General features: G+C 65.5%; 16 protein-coding genes. 7 read left to right on the plus strand and 9 right to left on the minus strand.

Annotation, left to right across the window (positions count from 1 at the left end):
- Position 1: 1 nt before the first annotated feature.
- From RFN28_RS24885 to RFN28_RS24895, 3 genes are all read left to right on the plus strand, one after another.
- Positions 2 to 895, plus strand: a complete 894-nt coding sequence (locus tag RFN28_RS24885) for a carbohydrate ABC transporter permease (protein WP_292040664.1) — start codon at positions 2 to 4, stop codon at positions 893 to 895.
- Between the two features lie 246 nt (positions 896 to 1,141).
- Positions 1,142 to 1,375 carry a hypothetical protein gene (locus RFN28_RS24890; RefSeq protein WP_320289825.1) on the plus strand — a complete coding sequence of 78 codons (234 nt, stop codon included), beginning with the start codon at positions 1,142 to 1,144 and terminating at the stop codon, positions 1,373 to 1,375.
- A 63-nt stretch (positions 1,376 to 1,438) separates the two neighbouring features.
- Entirely contained in the window at positions 1,439 to 2,965 is a 1,527-nt protein-coding gene (locus RFN28_RS24895) for a winged helix-turn-helix domain-containing tetratricopeptide repeat protein (protein WP_320289826.1), read from the plus strand.
- Positions 2,966 to 3,065: 100 nt separating this feature from the next.
- On the opposite strand, the gene RFN28_RS24900 is transcribed toward RFN28_RS24895, so the two are convergent.
- Positions 3,066 to 3,485 carry a VOC family protein gene (locus RFN28_RS24900; RefSeq protein WP_320289827.1) on the minus strand — a complete coding sequence of 140 codons (420 nt, stop codon included), beginning with the start codon at positions 3,483 to 3,485 and terminating at the stop codon, positions 3,066 to 3,068.
- 440 nt (positions 3,486 to 3,925) lie between these two features.
- On the opposite strand from RFN28_RS24900, the gene RFN28_RS24905 reads away from it, so the two are divergent.
- Positions 3,926 to 5,134, plus strand: coding sequence for an MFS transporter (locus RFN28_RS24905; protein ID WP_320289828.1), 1,209 nt, complete (start codon positions 3,926 to 3,928; stop codon positions 5,132 to 5,134).
- Positions 5,135 to 5,182: 48 nt separating this feature from the next.
- On the opposite strand, the gene RFN28_RS24910 is transcribed toward RFN28_RS24905, so the two are convergent.
- The 3 genes from RFN28_RS24910 to RFN28_RS24920 all read right to left on the minus strand — a co-directional run bounded on the left by RFN28_RS24910 (position 5,183) and on the right by RFN28_RS24920 (position 8,765).
- Positions 5,183 to 5,473, minus strand: coding sequence for a DUF1330 domain-containing protein (locus RFN28_RS24910; protein WP_320289829.1), 291 nt, complete (start codon positions 5,471 to 5,473; stop codon positions 5,183 to 5,185).
- A gap of 131 nt (positions 5,474 to 5,604) precedes the next feature.
- Positions 5,605 to 6,222, minus strand: a complete 618-nt coding sequence (locus RFN28_RS24915) for a LysE family translocator (RefSeq protein ID WP_320289830.1) — start codon at positions 6,220 to 6,222, stop codon at positions 5,605 to 5,607.
- A gap of 269 nt (positions 6,223 to 6,491) precedes the next feature.
- Positions 6,492 to 8,765, minus strand: a complete 2,274-nt coding sequence (locus RFN28_RS24920; protein WP_320289831.1) for a cation:proton antiporter domain-containing protein — start codon at positions 8,763 to 8,765, stop codon at positions 6,492 to 6,494.
- A 733-nt stretch (positions 8,766 to 9,498) separates the two neighbouring features.
- On the opposite strand from RFN28_RS24920, the gene RFN28_RS24925 reads away from it, so the two are divergent.
- Positions 9,499 to 9,705, plus strand: coding sequence for a hypothetical protein (locus tag RFN28_RS24925; protein WP_320289832.1), 207 nt, complete (start codon positions 9,499 to 9,501; stop codon positions 9,703 to 9,705).
- A 106-nt stretch (positions 9,706 to 9,811) separates the two neighbouring features.
- Positions 9,812 to 10,543 (plus strand): DUF2270 domain-containing protein, encoded by a 732-nt coding sequence (locus RFN28_RS24930; protein ID WP_320289833.1) that lies wholly within the window; start codon positions 9,812 to 9,814, stop codon positions 10,541 to 10,543.
- 20 nt (positions 10,544 to 10,563) lie between these two features.
- Here RFN28_RS24930 and RFN28_RS24935 read toward each other — a convergent pair whose 3' ends face one another.
- From RFN28_RS24935 to RFN28_RS24945, 3 genes are all read right to left on the minus strand, one after another.
- Positions 10,564 to 11,940 carry an amidase gene (locus tag RFN28_RS24935; protein WP_320289834.1) on the minus strand — a complete coding sequence of 459 codons (1,377 nt, stop codon included), beginning with the start codon at positions 11,938 to 11,940 and terminating at the stop codon, positions 10,564 to 10,566.
- A 131-nt stretch (positions 11,941 to 12,071) separates the two neighbouring features.
- A complete protein-coding gene (locus tag RFN28_RS24940) occupies positions 12,072 to 12,674 on the minus strand; it encodes a sulfotransferase family protein (protein ID WP_320289835.1) in 603 nt (200 codons plus the stop codon).
- A gap of 36 nt (positions 12,675 to 12,710) precedes the next feature.
- Positions 12,711 to 13,610, minus strand: a complete 900-nt coding sequence (locus RFN28_RS24945) for a VOC family protein (protein WP_320289836.1) — start codon at positions 13,608 to 13,610, stop codon at positions 12,711 to 12,713.
- Positions 13,611 to 13,792: 182 nt separating this feature from the next.
- On the opposite strand from RFN28_RS24945, the gene RFN28_RS24950 reads away from it, so the two are divergent.
- Positions 13,793 to 14,092, plus strand: coding sequence for a hypothetical protein (locus tag RFN28_RS24950; RefSeq protein ID WP_320289837.1), 300 nt, complete (start codon positions 13,793 to 13,795; stop codon positions 14,090 to 14,092).
- Positions 14,093 to 14,284: 192 nt separating this feature from the next.
- Here the strand turns inward: RFN28_RS24950 and RFN28_RS24955 are convergent, their stop codons facing one another.
- Together RFN28_RS24955 and RFN28_RS24960 are read right to left on the minus strand one after the other, a co-directional pair.
- Positions 14,285 to 14,599, minus strand: a complete 315-nt coding sequence (locus RFN28_RS24955) for a MocE family 2Fe-2S type ferredoxin (RefSeq protein ID WP_320289838.1) — start codon at positions 14,597 to 14,599, stop codon at positions 14,285 to 14,287.
- A gap of 222 nt (positions 14,600 to 14,821) precedes the next feature.
- Positions 14,822 to 15,769: a substrate-binding domain-containing protein gene (locus RFN28_RS24960; protein WP_320289839.1), complete on the minus strand. Its 948-nt coding sequence runs from the start codon at positions 15,767 to 15,769 to the stop codon at positions 14,822 to 14,824.
- Between the last annotated feature and the right edge of the window lie 118 nt (positions 15,770 to 15,887).

Raw genomic sequence — 15,887 nt, forward strand, 5'->3', positions numbered from 1 at the left:
CATGGCCGCGATCAAGGAAGTCGAGCGCCTGGACACCGACGAAGGCGGCATGGGCTACCTGCAGAGCCTGCCGCGCCGGGTGGTGACGGTCTATCTGCCGCTGCTGGTGTTTCTGATCGTGCTGTTGTTTCCGTTCTACTGGATGACGATCACGGCGGTTAAGCCCAATGTCGAGATGACCGACTATGTGAACTACAATCCGTTCTGGGTCGTGCATCCGACATTGGAGCACATACGCTACCTGCTCTTCGAGACCTCCTATCCAGGCTGGCTGCTCAACACCGTCATCATTTCGACCGCCGCCACCTTCCTGTCGCTGGCGGCCGCGGTGCTCGCCGCCTACGCGATCGAGCGGCTGAGGTTCTCGGGGGCGCGGCAGGTTGGGCTTGCCGTCTTCCTCGCCTATCTCGTGCCGCCTTCGATCCTGTTCATCCCGCTGTCGGTGATGGTGTTCAACCTCGGCCTCTACGACACGCCGTTTGCGCTGATCCTCACCTACCCGACCTTCCTGATCCCGTTCTGCACCTGGCTGTTGATGGGCTATTTCCGTTCGATCCCGTTCGAACTGGAGGAATGCGCGCTCATCGATGGGGCAACCCGCTGGCAGATCCTGACCAAGATCGTGCTGCCGCTGTCGGTGCCGGGCCTGATCTCGGCCGGCATCTTCGCCTTCACGCTATCCTGGAACGAATTCATCTATGCGCTGACCTTCATCCAGTCGTCCGAGAAGAAGACGGTGCCGGTCGGCGTGCTCACCGAGCTCGTCCGCTCCGACGTCTATGAATGGGGAGCGCTGATGGCGGGCGCGCTGATCGGCTCGCTGCCGGTCGTCGTGCTCTATTCCTTCTTCGTCGAGCACTACGTGTCCTCGATGACGGGCGCGGTGAAGGAATAGCCGCACCACCGGCTTAGCCGCGTCGCGGATGCCGCAGCGGCGTCGGGATTGTTGACAGGATAGCCCGCTATGGCGGCACGGCCTGCGCATGCCCGCCAACCGTGAACCGGATGCGGCGATGGAATTCAGCAAAATATCAGCAGCCGTTCAGGACAAAGCGCCCTGTCACGGCGATGCTTGCGCAGACAGCCCGATGAGCGACCTGCGACGAGCACCGCTGCCGTTGGCTGCCCTGGGAGGTGGATCATGCATATCAACGCCGAAGCGCCGTTCCCGCCCGCCCAGCTGGCACGAGAGGAATTGCTTCGTTTCTTCTCGACCGGCTTTACCGGCCCATGTTGCGGCGAGAGTAACGAAATGCTGGCCTATCTCGAACGGCTGGCGTCCGGCGAGACATCGGCCGACCCGGTTGCCGAACGCCCCCGGCCGCGGCTACGCCTTCGCGGCCTCTTTTCACGCTTGCACTTGTTTCCAGCTTGACCTCGGGAGCATTTGCCGTTCCCATGAACGGTGCGCAATGAGGCGCGGCGATGGGGCAGCGGGTTGGCGCTACAGATCGGCGGCGCGGTTCTCGATCTTGACCGGGGTACGCTCCGGCGTGACGGCGAGATCGTGCCGGTCCGGCCGAAAACCCTGGAACTGCTGGCCTTCCTGACGCGCAATCCCGGCCGGGTGCTGAGCAAGGAAGAATTGCTGCAAGCGGTCTGGCCGGGTATCATCGTCTCCGAGGACTCCCTCACCCAATCGATCCACGACGCGCGCAAATCGATCGGCGACGAGGCACAGGCGCTGATCCGCACCGTGCCGCGCCGGGGCTACCTGTTCCAGCCCCCGGAGATCAAGGCCGCGCCACCGCCCGCTGGCGCCATGCTTGCCGCTCGGGCGGAGCCGATGGTGGCCGTCCTGCCCTTCCATGTCGATCCGGCCGACAGCACCGCCAAGTCGCTGTTCGACGGCGCGGTCGAGGAAATTACCAACGCGCTCTCCTACTTCAAGACCGTCGCCGTGCTGGCGCGTCATTCGGCCTTCGCTCTGGCCGAGCATTCGCGCGAGGACATCCGCGCGACCGCCGAGCGCCTCGGAGCCGACTACGTCGCCGAAGGCAGCGTTGAGACCGTCGGAGCGGAATACAGCGCGCGCGTGGTGCTTACCGAGACGGCGTCCGGCCGGCGCGTTTGGGCCCAGACCTTCACTTTCGCCAGAGGCGAGATTTTTGCCTTCCAGACGATGGTCGCGCAGCGGATCGTGACGGCTCTGGTCGCCAACATCGAAAGCGCGGTGATGCGGCGCGGCCAGCCGGCGCCTGCGGCCAATGTCGAGGCCTATCTGCATTTCCTGCGCGGGAAGGAGCTGCTGCGCAGCTATGGCGAACGGGTCAATCAGGAGGCGCGCGCGCATTTCCTCAAGGCCATCGAGCTTGATCCTCGTTCTGGCCTGGCGCATGCCTATCTGGCGCTCGCCGATGTCATCATCGGCGGCTACGCCGACGCGCCGCGCGACGTGCTCGACCAGGCGCGTGATCGCGCGCTGCACGCCATCGCGCTCAGCCCCGATGCGGCGCGGTGCCATCGCATGCTGGCGCTGATCCTGCTTTATCGTGGCCGTGACGAGTACGACGCCGCCGAAAGGCATTTCGCCCGAGCGCTCGATCTCAATCCCTATGACGCCGACACGCTGGCCCAGATCGGCCATTTCCGGGCGTTGCGCGGCGATGGCGAAGCCGGCCTGGCCCTGCTCGACAAGGCCATCCAGCTCAATCCGATGCATCCGGGCTGGTATTATGCCGACCGGGCCGCAGCCCTGTTCGTCCTTGGCCGCTACCGGGACGTGGTGGCGTCCCTTTCATGCCTGCCGCGCAAGAGTGCCTTGCAATGGGCTTGGCTGGCCGCGTGCCACGCGCTCGAGGGCGATGCGGAGAAGGCCTGGGCGTGTGCCGGGCAAGGCCGCGCGCTGGAACCCGGCGTTACCATGGCGGACATTCTCGCGGAGATGCGCATGGAACGCGCCGAGGACCGCGAGCGGATGCGCCTGGGGCTGCAGAGCGCCGGCTGGGATGATGCCCTTCCCTAAAGCGCGTCGCGTTGAAACGGATTCGGGCGACGCGCTTTAAGTCTTTGTTTTGATGCATGTCGTTCTCCCAAAACCGCTGCGCACTTTTGGGCGACATGCACTAGAAGCTGATCTCCACCGCGTCAGCGCTCCGCTTCGCCTCGCCATGGAACACCGCCTCGATATTGTTGCCGTCGGGGTCGAGCAGGAAGCAGGCGTAGTAGCCGGGGTGGTAGGGGCGCTCGCCCGGCGCGCCATTGTCCTTGCCGCCGGCGGCCAGCCCTGCCGCGTAGAAGGCATCGACCATGGCGCGGTCCTTCGTCTGGAAGGCGAGATGGTGGCGACCGGTGAGCACGCCGAGCGCCGCACGGCTGTCGGCGCTGGAGACGAACAATTCGTCGGCCCAGAAATAATCCTCGGCCTCACCGCCGACCGGGATGCCCAGGACCTCGAACACCGCGCCGTAGAAGCGCCGGCTGGCTTTCAGGTCCCGCACCACAAGCTGGATGTGGTCGATAAGCCGGCCGCGATAGAGTTGCATGCATGGTGCCTCCTGTTGAGGGGTCAAATTAGAAGGGACCAGTGTGCGGTCAATGAGGGGCGCTGTTGACTGCTGACATGCTGAAAGGCTGGCGGGACAGTACCCCCCCTCTGGCCTGCCGGCCATCTCCCCCGCAAGGGGGAGATTGGCTGTCACGCGGCCTTTCGCCAATCACCAACGTTACATGAGAAGCGTCTGCGCCGAAGCTGCCAATCTCCCCCCTTGCGGGGGAGATGTCCGGCAGGACAGAGGGGGGTGTGACGGAACGCCAGCTTCTGCGCTTGGATTTCCCCTCTCTTGCCCCCGAAAAACCAGATAAAAAATGCAACCAGATTGTAGGATCGGTGTCGCCGCCGGCGTCCTTCGGACGCAAACGGCACGGAGACCCTGGAAAAACCGTGCCGCATCAAACAGGATGCCTTTCGGCATGGGAGAAAACCATGAAGCTTTCCTATCGTTGGGTCATCGTCGCGGCGGGCGCGCTGATGACTTGTGTAGCGCTCGGCGCGATGTTCTCGCTGGCAATCTTTCTCGAGCCGATGTCGCTCGGCACCGGCTGGTCGCGCGCCGGCATTTCCAGCGCCATGACGCTGAATTTCCTGGTGATGGGCGTCGGCGGCTTCGCCTGGGGCTCGATCTATGACCGCCTCGGCGCGCGCCCCGTCGTGCTTGCCGGTGCGGTGCTGCTCGGACTGGCGCTGGTGGTGGCGAGCCGCGCCGGCTCGCTGCTGGTGTTCCAGTTGAGCTACGGCGTGATCGTGGGCCTGGCGGCCAGCGCCTTCTTCGCGCCGATGATCGCGCTCACCACCGCCTGGTTCGACACCAACCGCAGCCTTGCCGTGTCGCTGGTGTCGGCCGGCATGGGGGTGGCGCCGATGACGATCTCGCCCTTCGCGCGCTGGCTGATCTCGGCCTATGACTGGCGCACCGCCATGTTCGACATCGGCGTCATGGCTTGGGTGCTGCTTCTGCCCGCCGTCTTCCTGGTGCGCCAGCCGCCGGCGGCAGTCGCGCACGACGGAGGCATGCCGGCACCCGCCGCCGACGATCCCGGCATGAGCGTCGGCCAGGCGCTGCGCTCGCCGCAGTTCATCGTGCTGGCGCTGACCTTCTTCGCCTGCTGCGCGGCGCATTCCGGCCCGATCTTCCACATGGTGAGCTATGCGATGGCCTGCGGCGTGGCGCCGATGGCGGCCGTCTCGATCTACAGCGTCGAGGGCCTGGCCGGCCTTGGCGGGCGCGTGCTTTATGGCGTGCTTGCCGACAGGCTGGGCGTCAAGCCGGTGCTGATCGCCGGCCTCGCCATCCAGGGCATGGTGATCGCGGCCTATCTCGGCGCCGCCCGGCTCGAACACTTCTACGTTCTCGCCGTCATCTTCGGCGCCACCTATGGCGGCGTGATGCCGCTCTATGCCGTGCTGGCGCGCGAATATTTCGGCGGCCGCATCATCGGCACCGTGCTCGGCGCCGCCACCATGCTTTCCAGCCTCGGCATGTCGTTCGGCCCGCTCGCCGGCGGCATGATCTACGACGCCTATGCCAGCTATTCCTGGCTGTTCATCGGCTCGTCGCTGGTCGGCCTGAGCGCCGCCGGCATCGCCATCGCCTTCCCGCCGCAGCCGAGCAGGCAGCGGCTGCAGATGGCGTGAGCAGAAGCTGGGTTGCTCGCCTCCGCTGCGGGGGCGGGCAACGCTAATTTAAGCCGTCCCTTCGATGGCCATGATGCGTGTGTGGGCGCAGCGGAAGCGGATTTGCTTCAGCCGCTCATACTCCGGCGAGCCGTACCACGAGGTGAGCGCGGCCATGTCGGGAAACTCGATTATGACCAGGCGGTGCGGCTCCCAGTCGCCTTCAAGCACCCGCGTCGCACCGCCGCGCGCCAGATAGTGCCCGCCATAGCGGGCTTCGGTGGCCGGGACTTCGCGTCTGTACTCGTCGAACATGGCCATGTCGGTGATATCGACATCGGCAATCAGATAGGCGGCCATTGCTTGTCCCTCCTTCTCAAATTGCGTCGCCAAGCGCGGTTGAAAGGAGCCAAGTTATATTAGTATCAACTCATATTAAAGGCCGATCGCGGGCCCGGTCTCGGCTGGCAACGGCGCGAATCCATTTTGCGTCAGTTCCTGAGCGCAATCGTCGCCGCCGCGCCGCCCATGCATACGGCCGCGCCCCGATTGAACAGGCGCGTGGCGCGCGGCGACTGCAGGGTGCGGCGCGTGCCGGCGCCGGCGATGGCGAAGGGGAACTGCACCGCCGCCAGGATAACGGCGGTGATGGCGAGCAGGATCGGCACATCGAGCGCCGACAGCGCGCCGATGTCGACCACCGTCGGCAGGATGGAGATATAGAACAGCACCGACTTCGGATTGCCGAGCGTGACGAGCACACCGGAAAGGAAAGCGTTGCCGCCGCTCCGCGCCGCCGCGCCGCCCTCGGATGCCTCGAAGCTCTCGCCCGCCTTCCAGAACTGCACGGCGAGGAACAAGAGATAGGCGACGCCCGCCCATTTGATGGCGATCAAAAGGAAGCTGAAGGTCTCGGCGATGAAGGCAAGGCCGGCAAGCACCGCGGCAAGGTAGAGCACGTCGCCCAGCACCATGCCGGCCGTCATCCAGGCCGCCTGCCGGTAGCCGCTTCTCAGCGCCTGCGCCACGATGGCGACGAGCTGCGGCCCAGGGATGATCGCGGCAATCGCCAGCGCGCCGGAATAGGCGGCAAAGCCCGACAATGTCATTGGTGCGGTGTCCTTCGGGGCGAGATGGAACGGGGACAATCGGAGGGTGAGACGACGGTGTCAACGGGTTCGCAGGATCTGGTTCCTCGCCCCATGACAATGGGGGAGAGGTGGCTCGGCGAAGCCGAGACGGAGAGGGGGAAAAGCGCCGACATCGCGCATTGGTCCCTCACCGCGAAACGCATCACCCTACGAAGCCCCCTCTCCGGCCGCTTCGCGGCCACCTCTCCCCCGCTTTGCGGGGGGCGAGGAAAGGCAGGCACCTACCCTCACCCCGTCCCTGACCGCAGCGACTCCCTCTCGCCGTCGTCACGGCGCAGCCGCGCGTCGGAGACCAGCACCACCGGGCACGGGCAGCGCTGCAGCACGCCGCTCGTCGTCTCGCCGAAGATGAGCTCGTTACCCGGCCGCCGCGCCACGCCCATGACGATCAATGCCGCGCTCCTGCCGGCCTGGCGGGCGATGGCATCGGCGGCGGCGGCCCTCGAGCGGATGGCGGTCTCGACCTCGACGCCATAGCGGTCGGCAAGCGCCACAATGTCCTTCAGCACAGCCTCCCGGCGGCGGTGCGAGACAGTGTCGCGCGGTTCATCGCGGGCGACCCGCGCAACATAGAGCACCTTGACCGGCGCATTGGTGACGGAGGCGATGGAAAGCGCGAGTTCGGCGCCGCGGCGCGCGATCGCCGTGCCGTTGACCGGCACCAGGATCTTGCCGGACCCCGGCCCTAGGCGCGGCATCTGGCGACCGGCGCCTGCGGGCTTCAGCACCAGGCAAAGCGAACCGTCGAAGGCGCCGGCAATCTCGTTCAGCCGGCGCGAGAAACTGCCTTTCGAGGTCACCGCGCGGCCGAGGCCGATCACGAGCATGCCGTAGCCCTTGCGCGCCTCCTTGGCCACCGCCTCGGCCGAGAGCGGATCATCGTGCCGGCGGCGGGTCAGCGGCGCCTCGCGCGCCGGTTCCTCGTCGACTTCCCTCGCCGCCTCGCGGCCCTCCTCGGCGGCCTTCTCGATCTCCTTGAGATGCGCCGCCTCGCCCGGGTCAGCTTCGCTTTCGCCGCTTGTATGGAGCACCGTTGTCGGCTTGCCGGCGCCGATGACGCCGGCGAGGTAGGCAGTGAAGCGTCCGACGACGCCCTCGTCCACCACCACCAGCAGTCGCTCCAGATTGGCGACGAAGCCGCGCTGGTCGATCTCCTCGCGCTCCAACCGCTTCTTCTCGACCTCGCCCACCGGTAGCCGGCCGAGCGCCCAGCGCAGCGTCGGCGGCATGGCTAAAGTGGTGATGACGGCCATAGTGAGGATCATGGTGAAAAGCGTGTGCGAGAGCACACCGATCGACAGGCCGATCGAGGCGACGATGACCTCGGTTGAGCCGCGAGCGTTCATGCCGCAGCCGACCGCGACCCCCTCGCTGCGGCTCATGCCGGCGAGCTCGGCGCCGATGAAGGCGCCGCCGAACTTGCCGATGCTGGCGATCGCCACCAGGGCCACGGTGAGCAACGCCAGCTCGGGATCGACAAGCACGGTGAGATCGGCCGAGAGTCCGGCTACGCCGAAAAACACCGGCATGAACAGTGCCGTGATGACGCCGCGCAGCTGGCCCTCTATGTGGCGCGAAAGGATCGGCGACTCGCCGACCAGTATGCCGGCGACGAAGGCGCCGAGCACGGTATGGACGCCGATCAGGTCGGTGATCAGCGCCATGGCGCCCATGATGGCGAGGATGACGGTGACCACCGCATATTCGCTGTGGAAGGTGTCGTTGGTCCAGCGGATCGCATCGAAGACGATGCGGCGGCCGAGCGTGAAGGAAAAGGCCATGAAGGCGCCGACGCCGGCGAGCGTGAAGGCGAGGCTGCCGGCCTCGATGCGGCCATGCGTGGCGATGCCGATGGTGATGGCGATGATCACCCAGCCGATCGTGTCCTCGATGATGGCCGACGAGACGATGACCTGGCCGAGGTCGCGGCGCATGAAGTTCATCTCGCGCACCACCATGGCGACAATCTTGACCGAGGAGATCGACAGCGCCGTGCCGAGGAAAAGGCCGGCGACGACGCGCTCGCTGCCGGCAGCGAGCAGGTTGTCCGGCATGAACTGCGCCGCCACGAAGCCGAGCGCGAAAGGCACGGCGACGCCGGCGGCGGAGATGGAGAAGCAGGCGCGGCCGACGCGGCGCACCAGCCTGAGATCCGTTTCCATGCCGGTCAGCAGCAGAAGCATCAGGATGCCGAGCTGGGCGATGGCGTTGATCATCGATTTTTGCGAGGCGTCGCCGGCAAAGACCAGCTGCTCGGCCTGCGGCCACAACCAGCCGAGCAGCGAGGGCCCGAGCAGGATGCCGCCGAGCAGTTGCCCCATGACCGCCGGCTGGCCGAGACGCTCCAGCAATTCGCCGATGCCGCGGCCGACGAGCAGCAAAAGGATGACTTCGAGGACGAAGATGCCTTCGCTCGACATGGCGCTCTTCTCGGCGGCGAAGGCGACGGCCGGCATCAGCGCGAATGCCGCCGCCGCGAGCGTCAAGCGCCGGTTGAGCATGAAGGACAATTTCCGCACCCCTCGTTTTGCCTGCCGATAACGGTTTCGCGTGGGCTTCGGTTGCACCGCGCGGGAACGGTCAATCTCCCTCTTTTAGGGGAGATGCACGAGCGGAGCAGATTTTACAGGATTAGCAGTCGCTAACATGCTATATGCGAATGCGAGGGGCTATTCCATGAAACAGTCCCGAAGGCATATTGCATTGATTTGGCTTGCCTTGACCGGCGATGCAGAGGCCCACGATTGGTACACAGACAAGACTGACCCCGTTCTTCACTATAAGTGCTGCGGCCAAAACGATTGCCACCCGGTTGATCCCAACGAGGTCAGGTCGACCAGAGAGGGCTATTACGTCAAGCTATATCGCCCCAGCTACCTGAATGACCCACCCGGAGAAGAGTGGTTTATCCCCTGGGAGCGCGTTCAGTCCGCTCCGGATGACCGATACCATATCTGCGAGTCTCTATTTCCGGTTTATCGGACGATCGCTCCCAACACGAATTTCGAAACCCGCTACAGGTTCAGATGGACCTGCTTCTTCGCGCCGATGAATACAAGTTCAATCGCGCAAAGCGGGCATGCGGCCCAATGAATGAGCTGTTCACGAAGCGGCACGACGATGGAGCATCAGCGCCAGCGGCGACAATTCGATTCAAATGCGGCTGTGGATGTTTGCGTTTGCGTAAAGCGACTCGCGCATGGTCACGGCATGGCGGGCTATAAGGAGAAGCTAATGAAAAGCGACTTTGCCGCCGCCCACCTGCACCTCGACAGGGCCTGCCATTATCTGCGCGGCGACGATGAAACCAGCCGCACGGCACTCGCCGCGCTCGACCTGGTAATCGAGGCGGTGGCAACCGCCCAGTATGCCCGGCCCGAGGCCGAAGTGGTGCCGTTTCCAGCCACTTCGAAGCGGGTTTCGCGACCCGTCGCATCCTGACCTATCCGCCTGAAGGCGGGAACATTTTAGCCGGCCGCACATTTGTGCTATATGGGGTGTGGCCGGCTTGCTCGGCCGGCCACGGCGGGAGGCACGTGGCAAGGGGATGTCACAGGTCCAGACCATAAAGCCAGCCGAAGCGGCAGCGGCGCCGCGAGGGTCCGACACGTTCGCGCTGAAGCTGACCTCCTCCGAATTCGCAACCACCATGTCGCATTTCCATCGCGCCGAGATCGCGCGCATGGCCGGCTGGCGCGACCGGCTCGACCGCACCAGCAACTGGGCGATCACGGTGGTGGCGGCGATGCTTTCGGTGTCGCTGTCGACGCCGAGCGCCCATCACGGCGTGCTGCTCTTCGCCATGCTTCTGATCACGCTGCTACTCTGGATTGAGGCGCGGCGCTATCGCTTCTTCGACGTCTACCGGTCACGGGTGCGCCAGTTCGAGCGCTACTACTTCGCGCAGATCTTTTCGCCGCAGCCGGACTTCGCCTCCAACTGGCTCGCCATCCTCGGCGAAGGCCTGCGTTCGCCGCGCTTCCTCATCACGCAGCGCGCGGCGCTGATCCGGCGGCTGCGCCGCAACTACATCTTCATGTACACGATCCTGATGCTCGCCTGGGTGCTGAAGATCACCACGCCCAGCCTGTCGCGCGAAGGCTCGCCGATCGGCTTCGGCGCCTCGCTGCTCGACACCTTCCGGGTGGCGACGCTCGGCCCCATCCCCGGCATCGTTGTGGTGTGCGGCGTCGCGGTTTTCTATCTCGCGATGCTCGCCGCCGCCTTCCTGATACGCGCCGACGACGGCGAGCTTACCTTCGGCGACGTGCATGTGTGAACGGCAGTGCCGCCATCCGCTCACAATCCCGGCGGCCTGACGAAGCCGTCCGTAAGACGCGCCAGCGCCTTGGCGGTGGCGAGCAGCTTCATGTCCGAATGGCGGCGGCCGACGAGCTGGGCGCCGATCGGCAGGCCCTCGCGGTCGAGCCCGATCGGAATGACGGCGGCCGGATGTCCGGTCAGGTTGAAGCGGCAGGCGTGGCTGAGCGCGCTCCAATAGGGCGTCTCGACGCCGTCGACGGGTATAGGCGCTCCCATCTCGCGGTGGCGGAAGGCGGTGCACATCATCGCCGGGCAGACAAGCACGTCCCAGTCGTCGAAGAAGCGCTCCCAGGCGTAGATGAATTCATCGCGCCGGTTGAGCGCCTCGAGATAGGCGGCAAGCGACGGCGCGGCTTCGCGCGGCTGCCGGAAGACCTGCGAATACCAGGTGATGAAGTCCGAGAACAGTTCCCGCTCGGCGGCGAAATCATGCGACGGCAAGGCCTGTCCCACCCGCGCGCCGCTGGCCTCTATCGCGCCGGCAAGGCCTGCGATCGCGTCGGCGATATCGCGGGCGGTCGGCACGCCTGGAAATTCGGGCGCGAAGGCGACCCTGAGCTCTCCAAGCGGCGGCTCCGGCGCCTCGTCGGTTGTCACCGGCGGCACTTCGATGTCGAGGCCATCTGCGCCGGCGATGATGCGGTGGGCAAGGATGAGATCGTCGACGTCTCGGGCTAAGGGCCCGATGTCGAACAGCAGGCGGAAGCTGCGCGGCATGTCTGGCGGATCGGCGTAGCTGCCGGTAATCGGCACGGTCGCCTGCGTCGGCTTGAAGCCATAGACGCCGCACAGATGCGCCGGCACCCGGATCGAGCCGCCGGCGTCGCTGCCGATCTCCAGCGGCACCAGCCCGGCGGCGACCGCCGCGGCTGCGCCGCCGCTGGAGCCGCCGGGCGTGCGGGTCACGTCCCAGGGATTGACGGTGCGGCCGAAGATCGGGTTGACGGTCTGCAGGTCGCGCAGCCTGGGCGGCACGTTGGTCTTACCGATGATGATGGCGCCCGCCTTGCGCAGCCGCGCGGCAATCGTGCTGTCCGTTGCCGGAATATGATCGGCCCAGGCGGTGAGCCCGACCGTGGTGCGCATGCCGGCGGTGGCGTGCCCGTCCTTCAGCGTGAGCGGCACGCCATGCAGCGGACCGACGGCATCGCCCTGCGCGATCGCCAAGTCGGCGGCCCTGGCGCCGGCGCGGGCGGCCTCTTCGTCAAGGGTGACGATGGCGTTGAGAAGCGGATTGACCAGCGCGATGCGGGCAAGCTGTGCCTCCATCGCCTCGACGGCACTGACCTTCTTCTCGCGGATCGCCGCTGCCAGTCGGCTGGCGGTCAGGAAGGTAGTTTCGGAGTGGAACATGAGTGAGGTCCTTCCGGTGGAAGGGAGTGGGGAGTGGGGAGTGGGGGAGTAAGGCAGTAAGGCAGTAAGGCAGTAGGGATGCCAACACACCGCAATTTCCTTACTCCCTTACTCCCCTACTCCCTTCCCCCTCAATTCAACGAAAGCGCTGTGCGGAACTCCTTCGTGGTGTTGCGGTTGGGATAGGGCTCGGCCGGCACCGGGACGCCGAGATGGGCGCAGAGCGGCCCCCAGCCGTCGCCGAGCTTGTGGATCAGCAGGCGTTCGTCGGGCACGATCTTGAGCACCGCCTCGACATTGGCCTCATAGACGGCGATCGCATGCGCGCGGTCTTGCGGGCGGCCGCCGAAGACCTGTTTCGAGACGAGCGAAATGCCGAGCGACTCCTGGTCCCGGCTGTCACAAATCGCGGGCAGGATCGTCTTTGCAAAACTCTCCCACCAGCTTTCCGGAGAGCGCCAGGTGAGGATGACGCGCGCCTCAGGATAGGCTTCGATCAGCTCGCGCCAGTAATGCACCGACGGCCAGTCGACGCAGGATTGATAGCCGGCAAAGAGCCTGCCCCAGTCGGGCGCGGCGCCCTTGGCCAGCGCCCGCCAGAGCCGCTTCTGCTCCTCATGCGCCATGACCTCGGACATATGGTGGCAAGGGCCGAAGCCCAGCATTGTCAGCGCCTCGCGCATCGAATCCGTGCCGGTGCGGCCGAAGCCGGTGCCAATCACCTTGAGCGACATTTTTCCCCTCCTCCCTGGTAATGGACGGCCGCCCGATCAGCCTCCCTGAACCACGAGCCGCAAGCGGTTACCCTCCGGATCTGCCGTTTCGATGGCGTTGCCGGCCCTCTTCGACGGCACGTTGGCCGCCTCCAATCTCTGCGCCACCGCCGCGAGTTCCTCAGCTGACGAGAGCTCGACCGTGAAACGGTCGAGGCCGGCCGCATCCGGCGGCGGCTCGCGCAGCTCGTCGCGCGCCCAGATGTTGAAGGCGACCATATGCGGGCGGCGCTCCGTGCCGCAGTCGAACATGCCGAAGGTCCTGGACTGGATATGCGGGCGGAAGCCGAGCACGCCGACATAGAATTCCATGAGCTGCTCGGGCGCGCGGGCGCGCATGTGGATGTGGCCGATGAAAGCGTCCTCGGCCATCCTCTGCTCGACATGGCCGGAATTGCCGAGGTCGCGGAGCAAGCCCGGGACATTCAGCGGCTCGAGCCCGGAATGCGCGCTGCCGTCGGGTGCGATCAGCGCAACGCGGCCATCGGCCGACACTTCCCGGCGCAGGAAGCGCTCCGGCGTGTCGAAACAGACCTCGATGCCGTTGCCGGACGGATCGGAGACGTAGAGCGATTCCGAAACCAGATGATCCTGGGCGCTGTATCGCAAGCCCGACGCCTTCAGGCGCGCGGCGGCATGGGCAAAATCGCGGCGCGTCTTCACATGGATGGCGACATGGAAGAGATCGCGCGATTTCTGCGGCAGGGCCAGCTGCGCCCCGGTATGGAGGACGATCAGCGTCCTGCCGCCGGCGCCGAGCTCAGCCGTGACGGCATCCTCGCCGACGAGCGCCAGTCCGAGCGTATCGCGCCAGATGGTCAAGGCCGCCGGGATATCGGTCACCCTGAGATGGACCGGCCCGAGACGGGTGGCTGGAGACAGCAATCCTTCGCCCATCGTCGTCCATCCGATTGCGGCCGATGGATATATTAGCCTTGAACGATATTTCTGTCTTGCGCCAAGTTCGGGTTGACCCCTCCGCGGCGGGCGGCGACTATCGCCAAAAGGTAATTTGTTTCACGCAGTTCCGGACGGAAATCCGCTTCTTCCCGGAATTGCTTCAGGCAGGAGGAATTCACATGGACGAGCCCGACCACTGGCGCAATATGGCGAGCGCGCCGAGGGACGGCAGCCGCATCCTGGTGACGGTGCGCTCGTCCGAGCAGGGACCGGCCGAGGTCGACATGGCCTATTGGGCACGTGCCGACCAGTTCGGCGAGGAAGGCTGGCGGGCCTCCGACTCCTCGCCCGGCCGCATCGTCGAATACGCCGAGCCGGAGCTCAGATGCTGGATGCCGCTGCCCACGGCCGGCCGGGGCTCGATGCCGAGCCCCTGGGAGGGGGATGACGTACCGCTGGTGGATGGGGAAGGGATTTAGCGAGGCGCCCTCTCCTTCTCCCCTTGTGGGAGAAGGTGTCGCCGAAGGCGACGGATGAGGGGTGCTGGACGGAGTGAGGCGCTGGGGAAGTCGCTGCGCTGTCGTCGTGGCCGCCAAGCTGGAACACCCCTCATCCGTCTTGTCGCTTCGCGACAAGCCACCTTCTCCCACAAGGGGAGAAGGGGGTGCATTTCACCCCACCGCCACCATCACTTCCCCCGCCTCCACCTTCGCCGGATAGGTCTTGAGATTGATACAAGGCGGCAGGCGCTTGGCGGCGCCGGTGCGGTAGTCGAAGGCACCCGCGTGCTTTGGGCATTCGACCTCGTAGTCCATGACCAGCCCGTCGGCGATGTGCACGGCCTCATGCGTGCAGAGGCCGTCGGTGCAGAACACTTCGTCGTCGGGCGAGCGGAAGAGCGCATAAGTCTTGCCGCCATGGTCGAAGCGGCGGGCGCCTTCCTGTTCGATGTCGTCGAGGCCGCAGGCCCTGATCCAGCCGGTCATTTTGTTTTCCTTTCCTGGCGGTAGTTGAAAGACAGCGTGCGCCACACTCGCCGAAGACCCCTCACCCGGATTGCCGGCCGAATTGCGAAGGGCAATTCGGGGCAATCCGACCTCTCCCCGGCGGGGAGAGGATCGGGTCAGCGCCGGCGCGAACCAATTCTCCCCTCGGGGAGAAGGTGGCCGCGAAGCGGCCGGATGAGGGGAGGCAGCCCTGTCCCACGGTCAGTTCTTGTTCAGATACTCCGCCGCGTTCGCCGGCGTGACCAGCTCGAAGGGCACGTAGACGACGCGGTCGACCTTATCGCCCTTGGCGAGCGCGAGCGCTGCGTCGACACCGCCCCCGCCCTGGCCCTTGGCGTTCTGGAACACCGTCACCGAGAGCTCGCCGGCCTTCATAGCCTGCAGGCCGTCCTGCGTGGCGTCGATGCCGCCGACCACGACATTCTTCATGTCGACGCCGTTGGCCTTCAGCGCCAGGATGGCGCCGATGGCGGATTCGTCGTTGTTGGCGATGACGGCGTCCGGCGCGGCCCCTGCGGTCAGCCAGTTGGTCATCAGGTTCTGCGCATTGTCGCGCGACCATTCCGACGACTGCTTGTCGGTGACCTTGATGAAGTTGCACATGTCGGTGCCAAAGATCTGCTCGACATCCTTGGTGCGCTGGAGTGCTGCCTGATGCACCAGGCTGCCCATGATGATGTAGGCATTGGCGCCAGCCGACTTGCCCCTGGCGCGCAGCATCTTGCAGACTTCAAAAGCTTCCAGCGTGCCGGACTCGGTCTCGTTCGAGCCGACATAGACCTGCTTCTCCGGCAGGGTCTTCATGTCGACCGGTTCGAGATTGACGAAGACCAGCGGAATGCCGGCCTTAGCGGCTTCCTCGCTGATGGTCTTCGACGCATTGGTATCGACCAGAGTAACGATGATGGCGTCGACGCCGCTGGCGATGAAGTTCTTCACCTGGTCGAGCTGCTTGGCGACATCGTTATGGGCGTCCTCGATCTGGATGTCGGCGCCCTTCTCCTTGGCGCGGGCCTGCATGCCGTGCATCAGAAGCGTCTGGAAGTTATTGTCGAAGTCGACGATCGAGACGCCGAGCTTGGCGGCGAAGGCAGTTGCCGGCATCGACATCAGGGCGGCAAGCGCGGTCGAAATGAGCAGTTTTTTCACGGGGTTTCCTCCCTCTGGATTGGAGTGCCGGCTCACTCCTCCCTTGTTGTCCGGCCCTTTCGGGATGGCTTAGGTGGATGGCCGCAGGCCATCTCACCGGGCGGCTCAGGCCGCCCCC

The organism is Mesorhizobium album, assembly GCF_033977205.1.
GTDB classification, from domain to species: domain Bacteria; phylum Pseudomonadota; class Alphaproteobacteria; order Rhizobiales; family Rhizobiaceae; genus Mesorhizobium; species Mesorhizobium album.

Excerpts from the sequence above, each read along its gene's own strand:
- RFN28_RS24885 (WP_292040664.1), top strand. The coding sequence starts at position 2 with ATGGCCGCGATCAAGGAAGTCGAGCGCCTGGACACCGACGAAGGCGGC.
- RFN28_RS24915 (WP_320289830.1), bottom strand. The coding sequence starts at position 6,222 with ATGACATTGTCGGGCTTTGCCGCCTATTCCGGCGCGCTGGCGATTGCC.
- RFN28_RS24955 (WP_320289838.1), bottom strand. The coding sequence starts at position 14,599 with ATGACCGGCTGGATCAGGGCCTGCGGCCTCGACGACATCGAACAGGAA.
- RFN28_RS24905 (WP_320289828.1), top strand. The coding sequence starts at position 3,926 with ATGAAGCTTTCCTATCGTTGGGTCATCGTCGCGGCGGGCGCGCTGATG.
- RFN28_RS24890 (WP_320289825.1), top strand. The coding sequence starts at position 1,142 with ATGCATATCAACGCCGAAGCGCCGTTCCCGCCCGCCCAGCTGGCACGA.
- RFN28_RS24945 (WP_320289836.1), bottom strand. The coding sequence starts at position 13,610 with ATGGGCGAAGGATTGCTGTCTCCAGCCACCCGTCTCGGGCCGGTCCAT.
- RFN28_RS24925 (WP_320289832.1), top strand. The coding sequence starts at position 9,499 with ATGAAAAGCGACTTTGCCGCCGCCCACCTGCACCTCGACAGGGCCTGC.
- RFN28_RS24950 (WP_320289837.1), top strand. The coding sequence starts at position 13,793 with ATGGACGAGCCCGACCACTGGCGCAATATGGCGAGCGCGCCGAGGGAC.
- RFN28_RS24900 (WP_320289827.1), bottom strand. The coding sequence starts at position 3,485 with ATGCAACTCTATCGCGGCCGGCTTATCGACCACATCCAGCTTGTGGTG.
- RFN28_RS24940 (WP_320289835.1), bottom strand. The coding sequence starts at position 12,674 with ATGTCGCTCAAGGTGATTGGCACCGGCTTCGGCCGCACCGGCACGGAT.
- RFN28_RS24930 (WP_320289833.1), top strand. The coding sequence starts at position 9,812 with ATGTCACAGGTCCAGACCATAAAGCCAGCCGAAGCGGCAGCGGCGCCG.
- RFN28_RS24920 (WP_320289831.1), bottom strand. The coding sequence starts at position 8,765 with ATGCTCAACCGGCGCTTGACGCTCGCGGCGGCGGCATTCGCGCTGATG.
- RFN28_RS24910 (WP_320289829.1), bottom strand. The coding sequence starts at position 5,473 with ATGGCCGCCTATCTGATTGCCGATGTCGATATCACCGACATGGCCATG.
- RFN28_RS24935 (WP_320289834.1), bottom strand. The coding sequence starts at position 11,940 with ATGTTCCACTCCGAAACTACCTTCCTGACCGCCAGCCGACTGGCAGCG.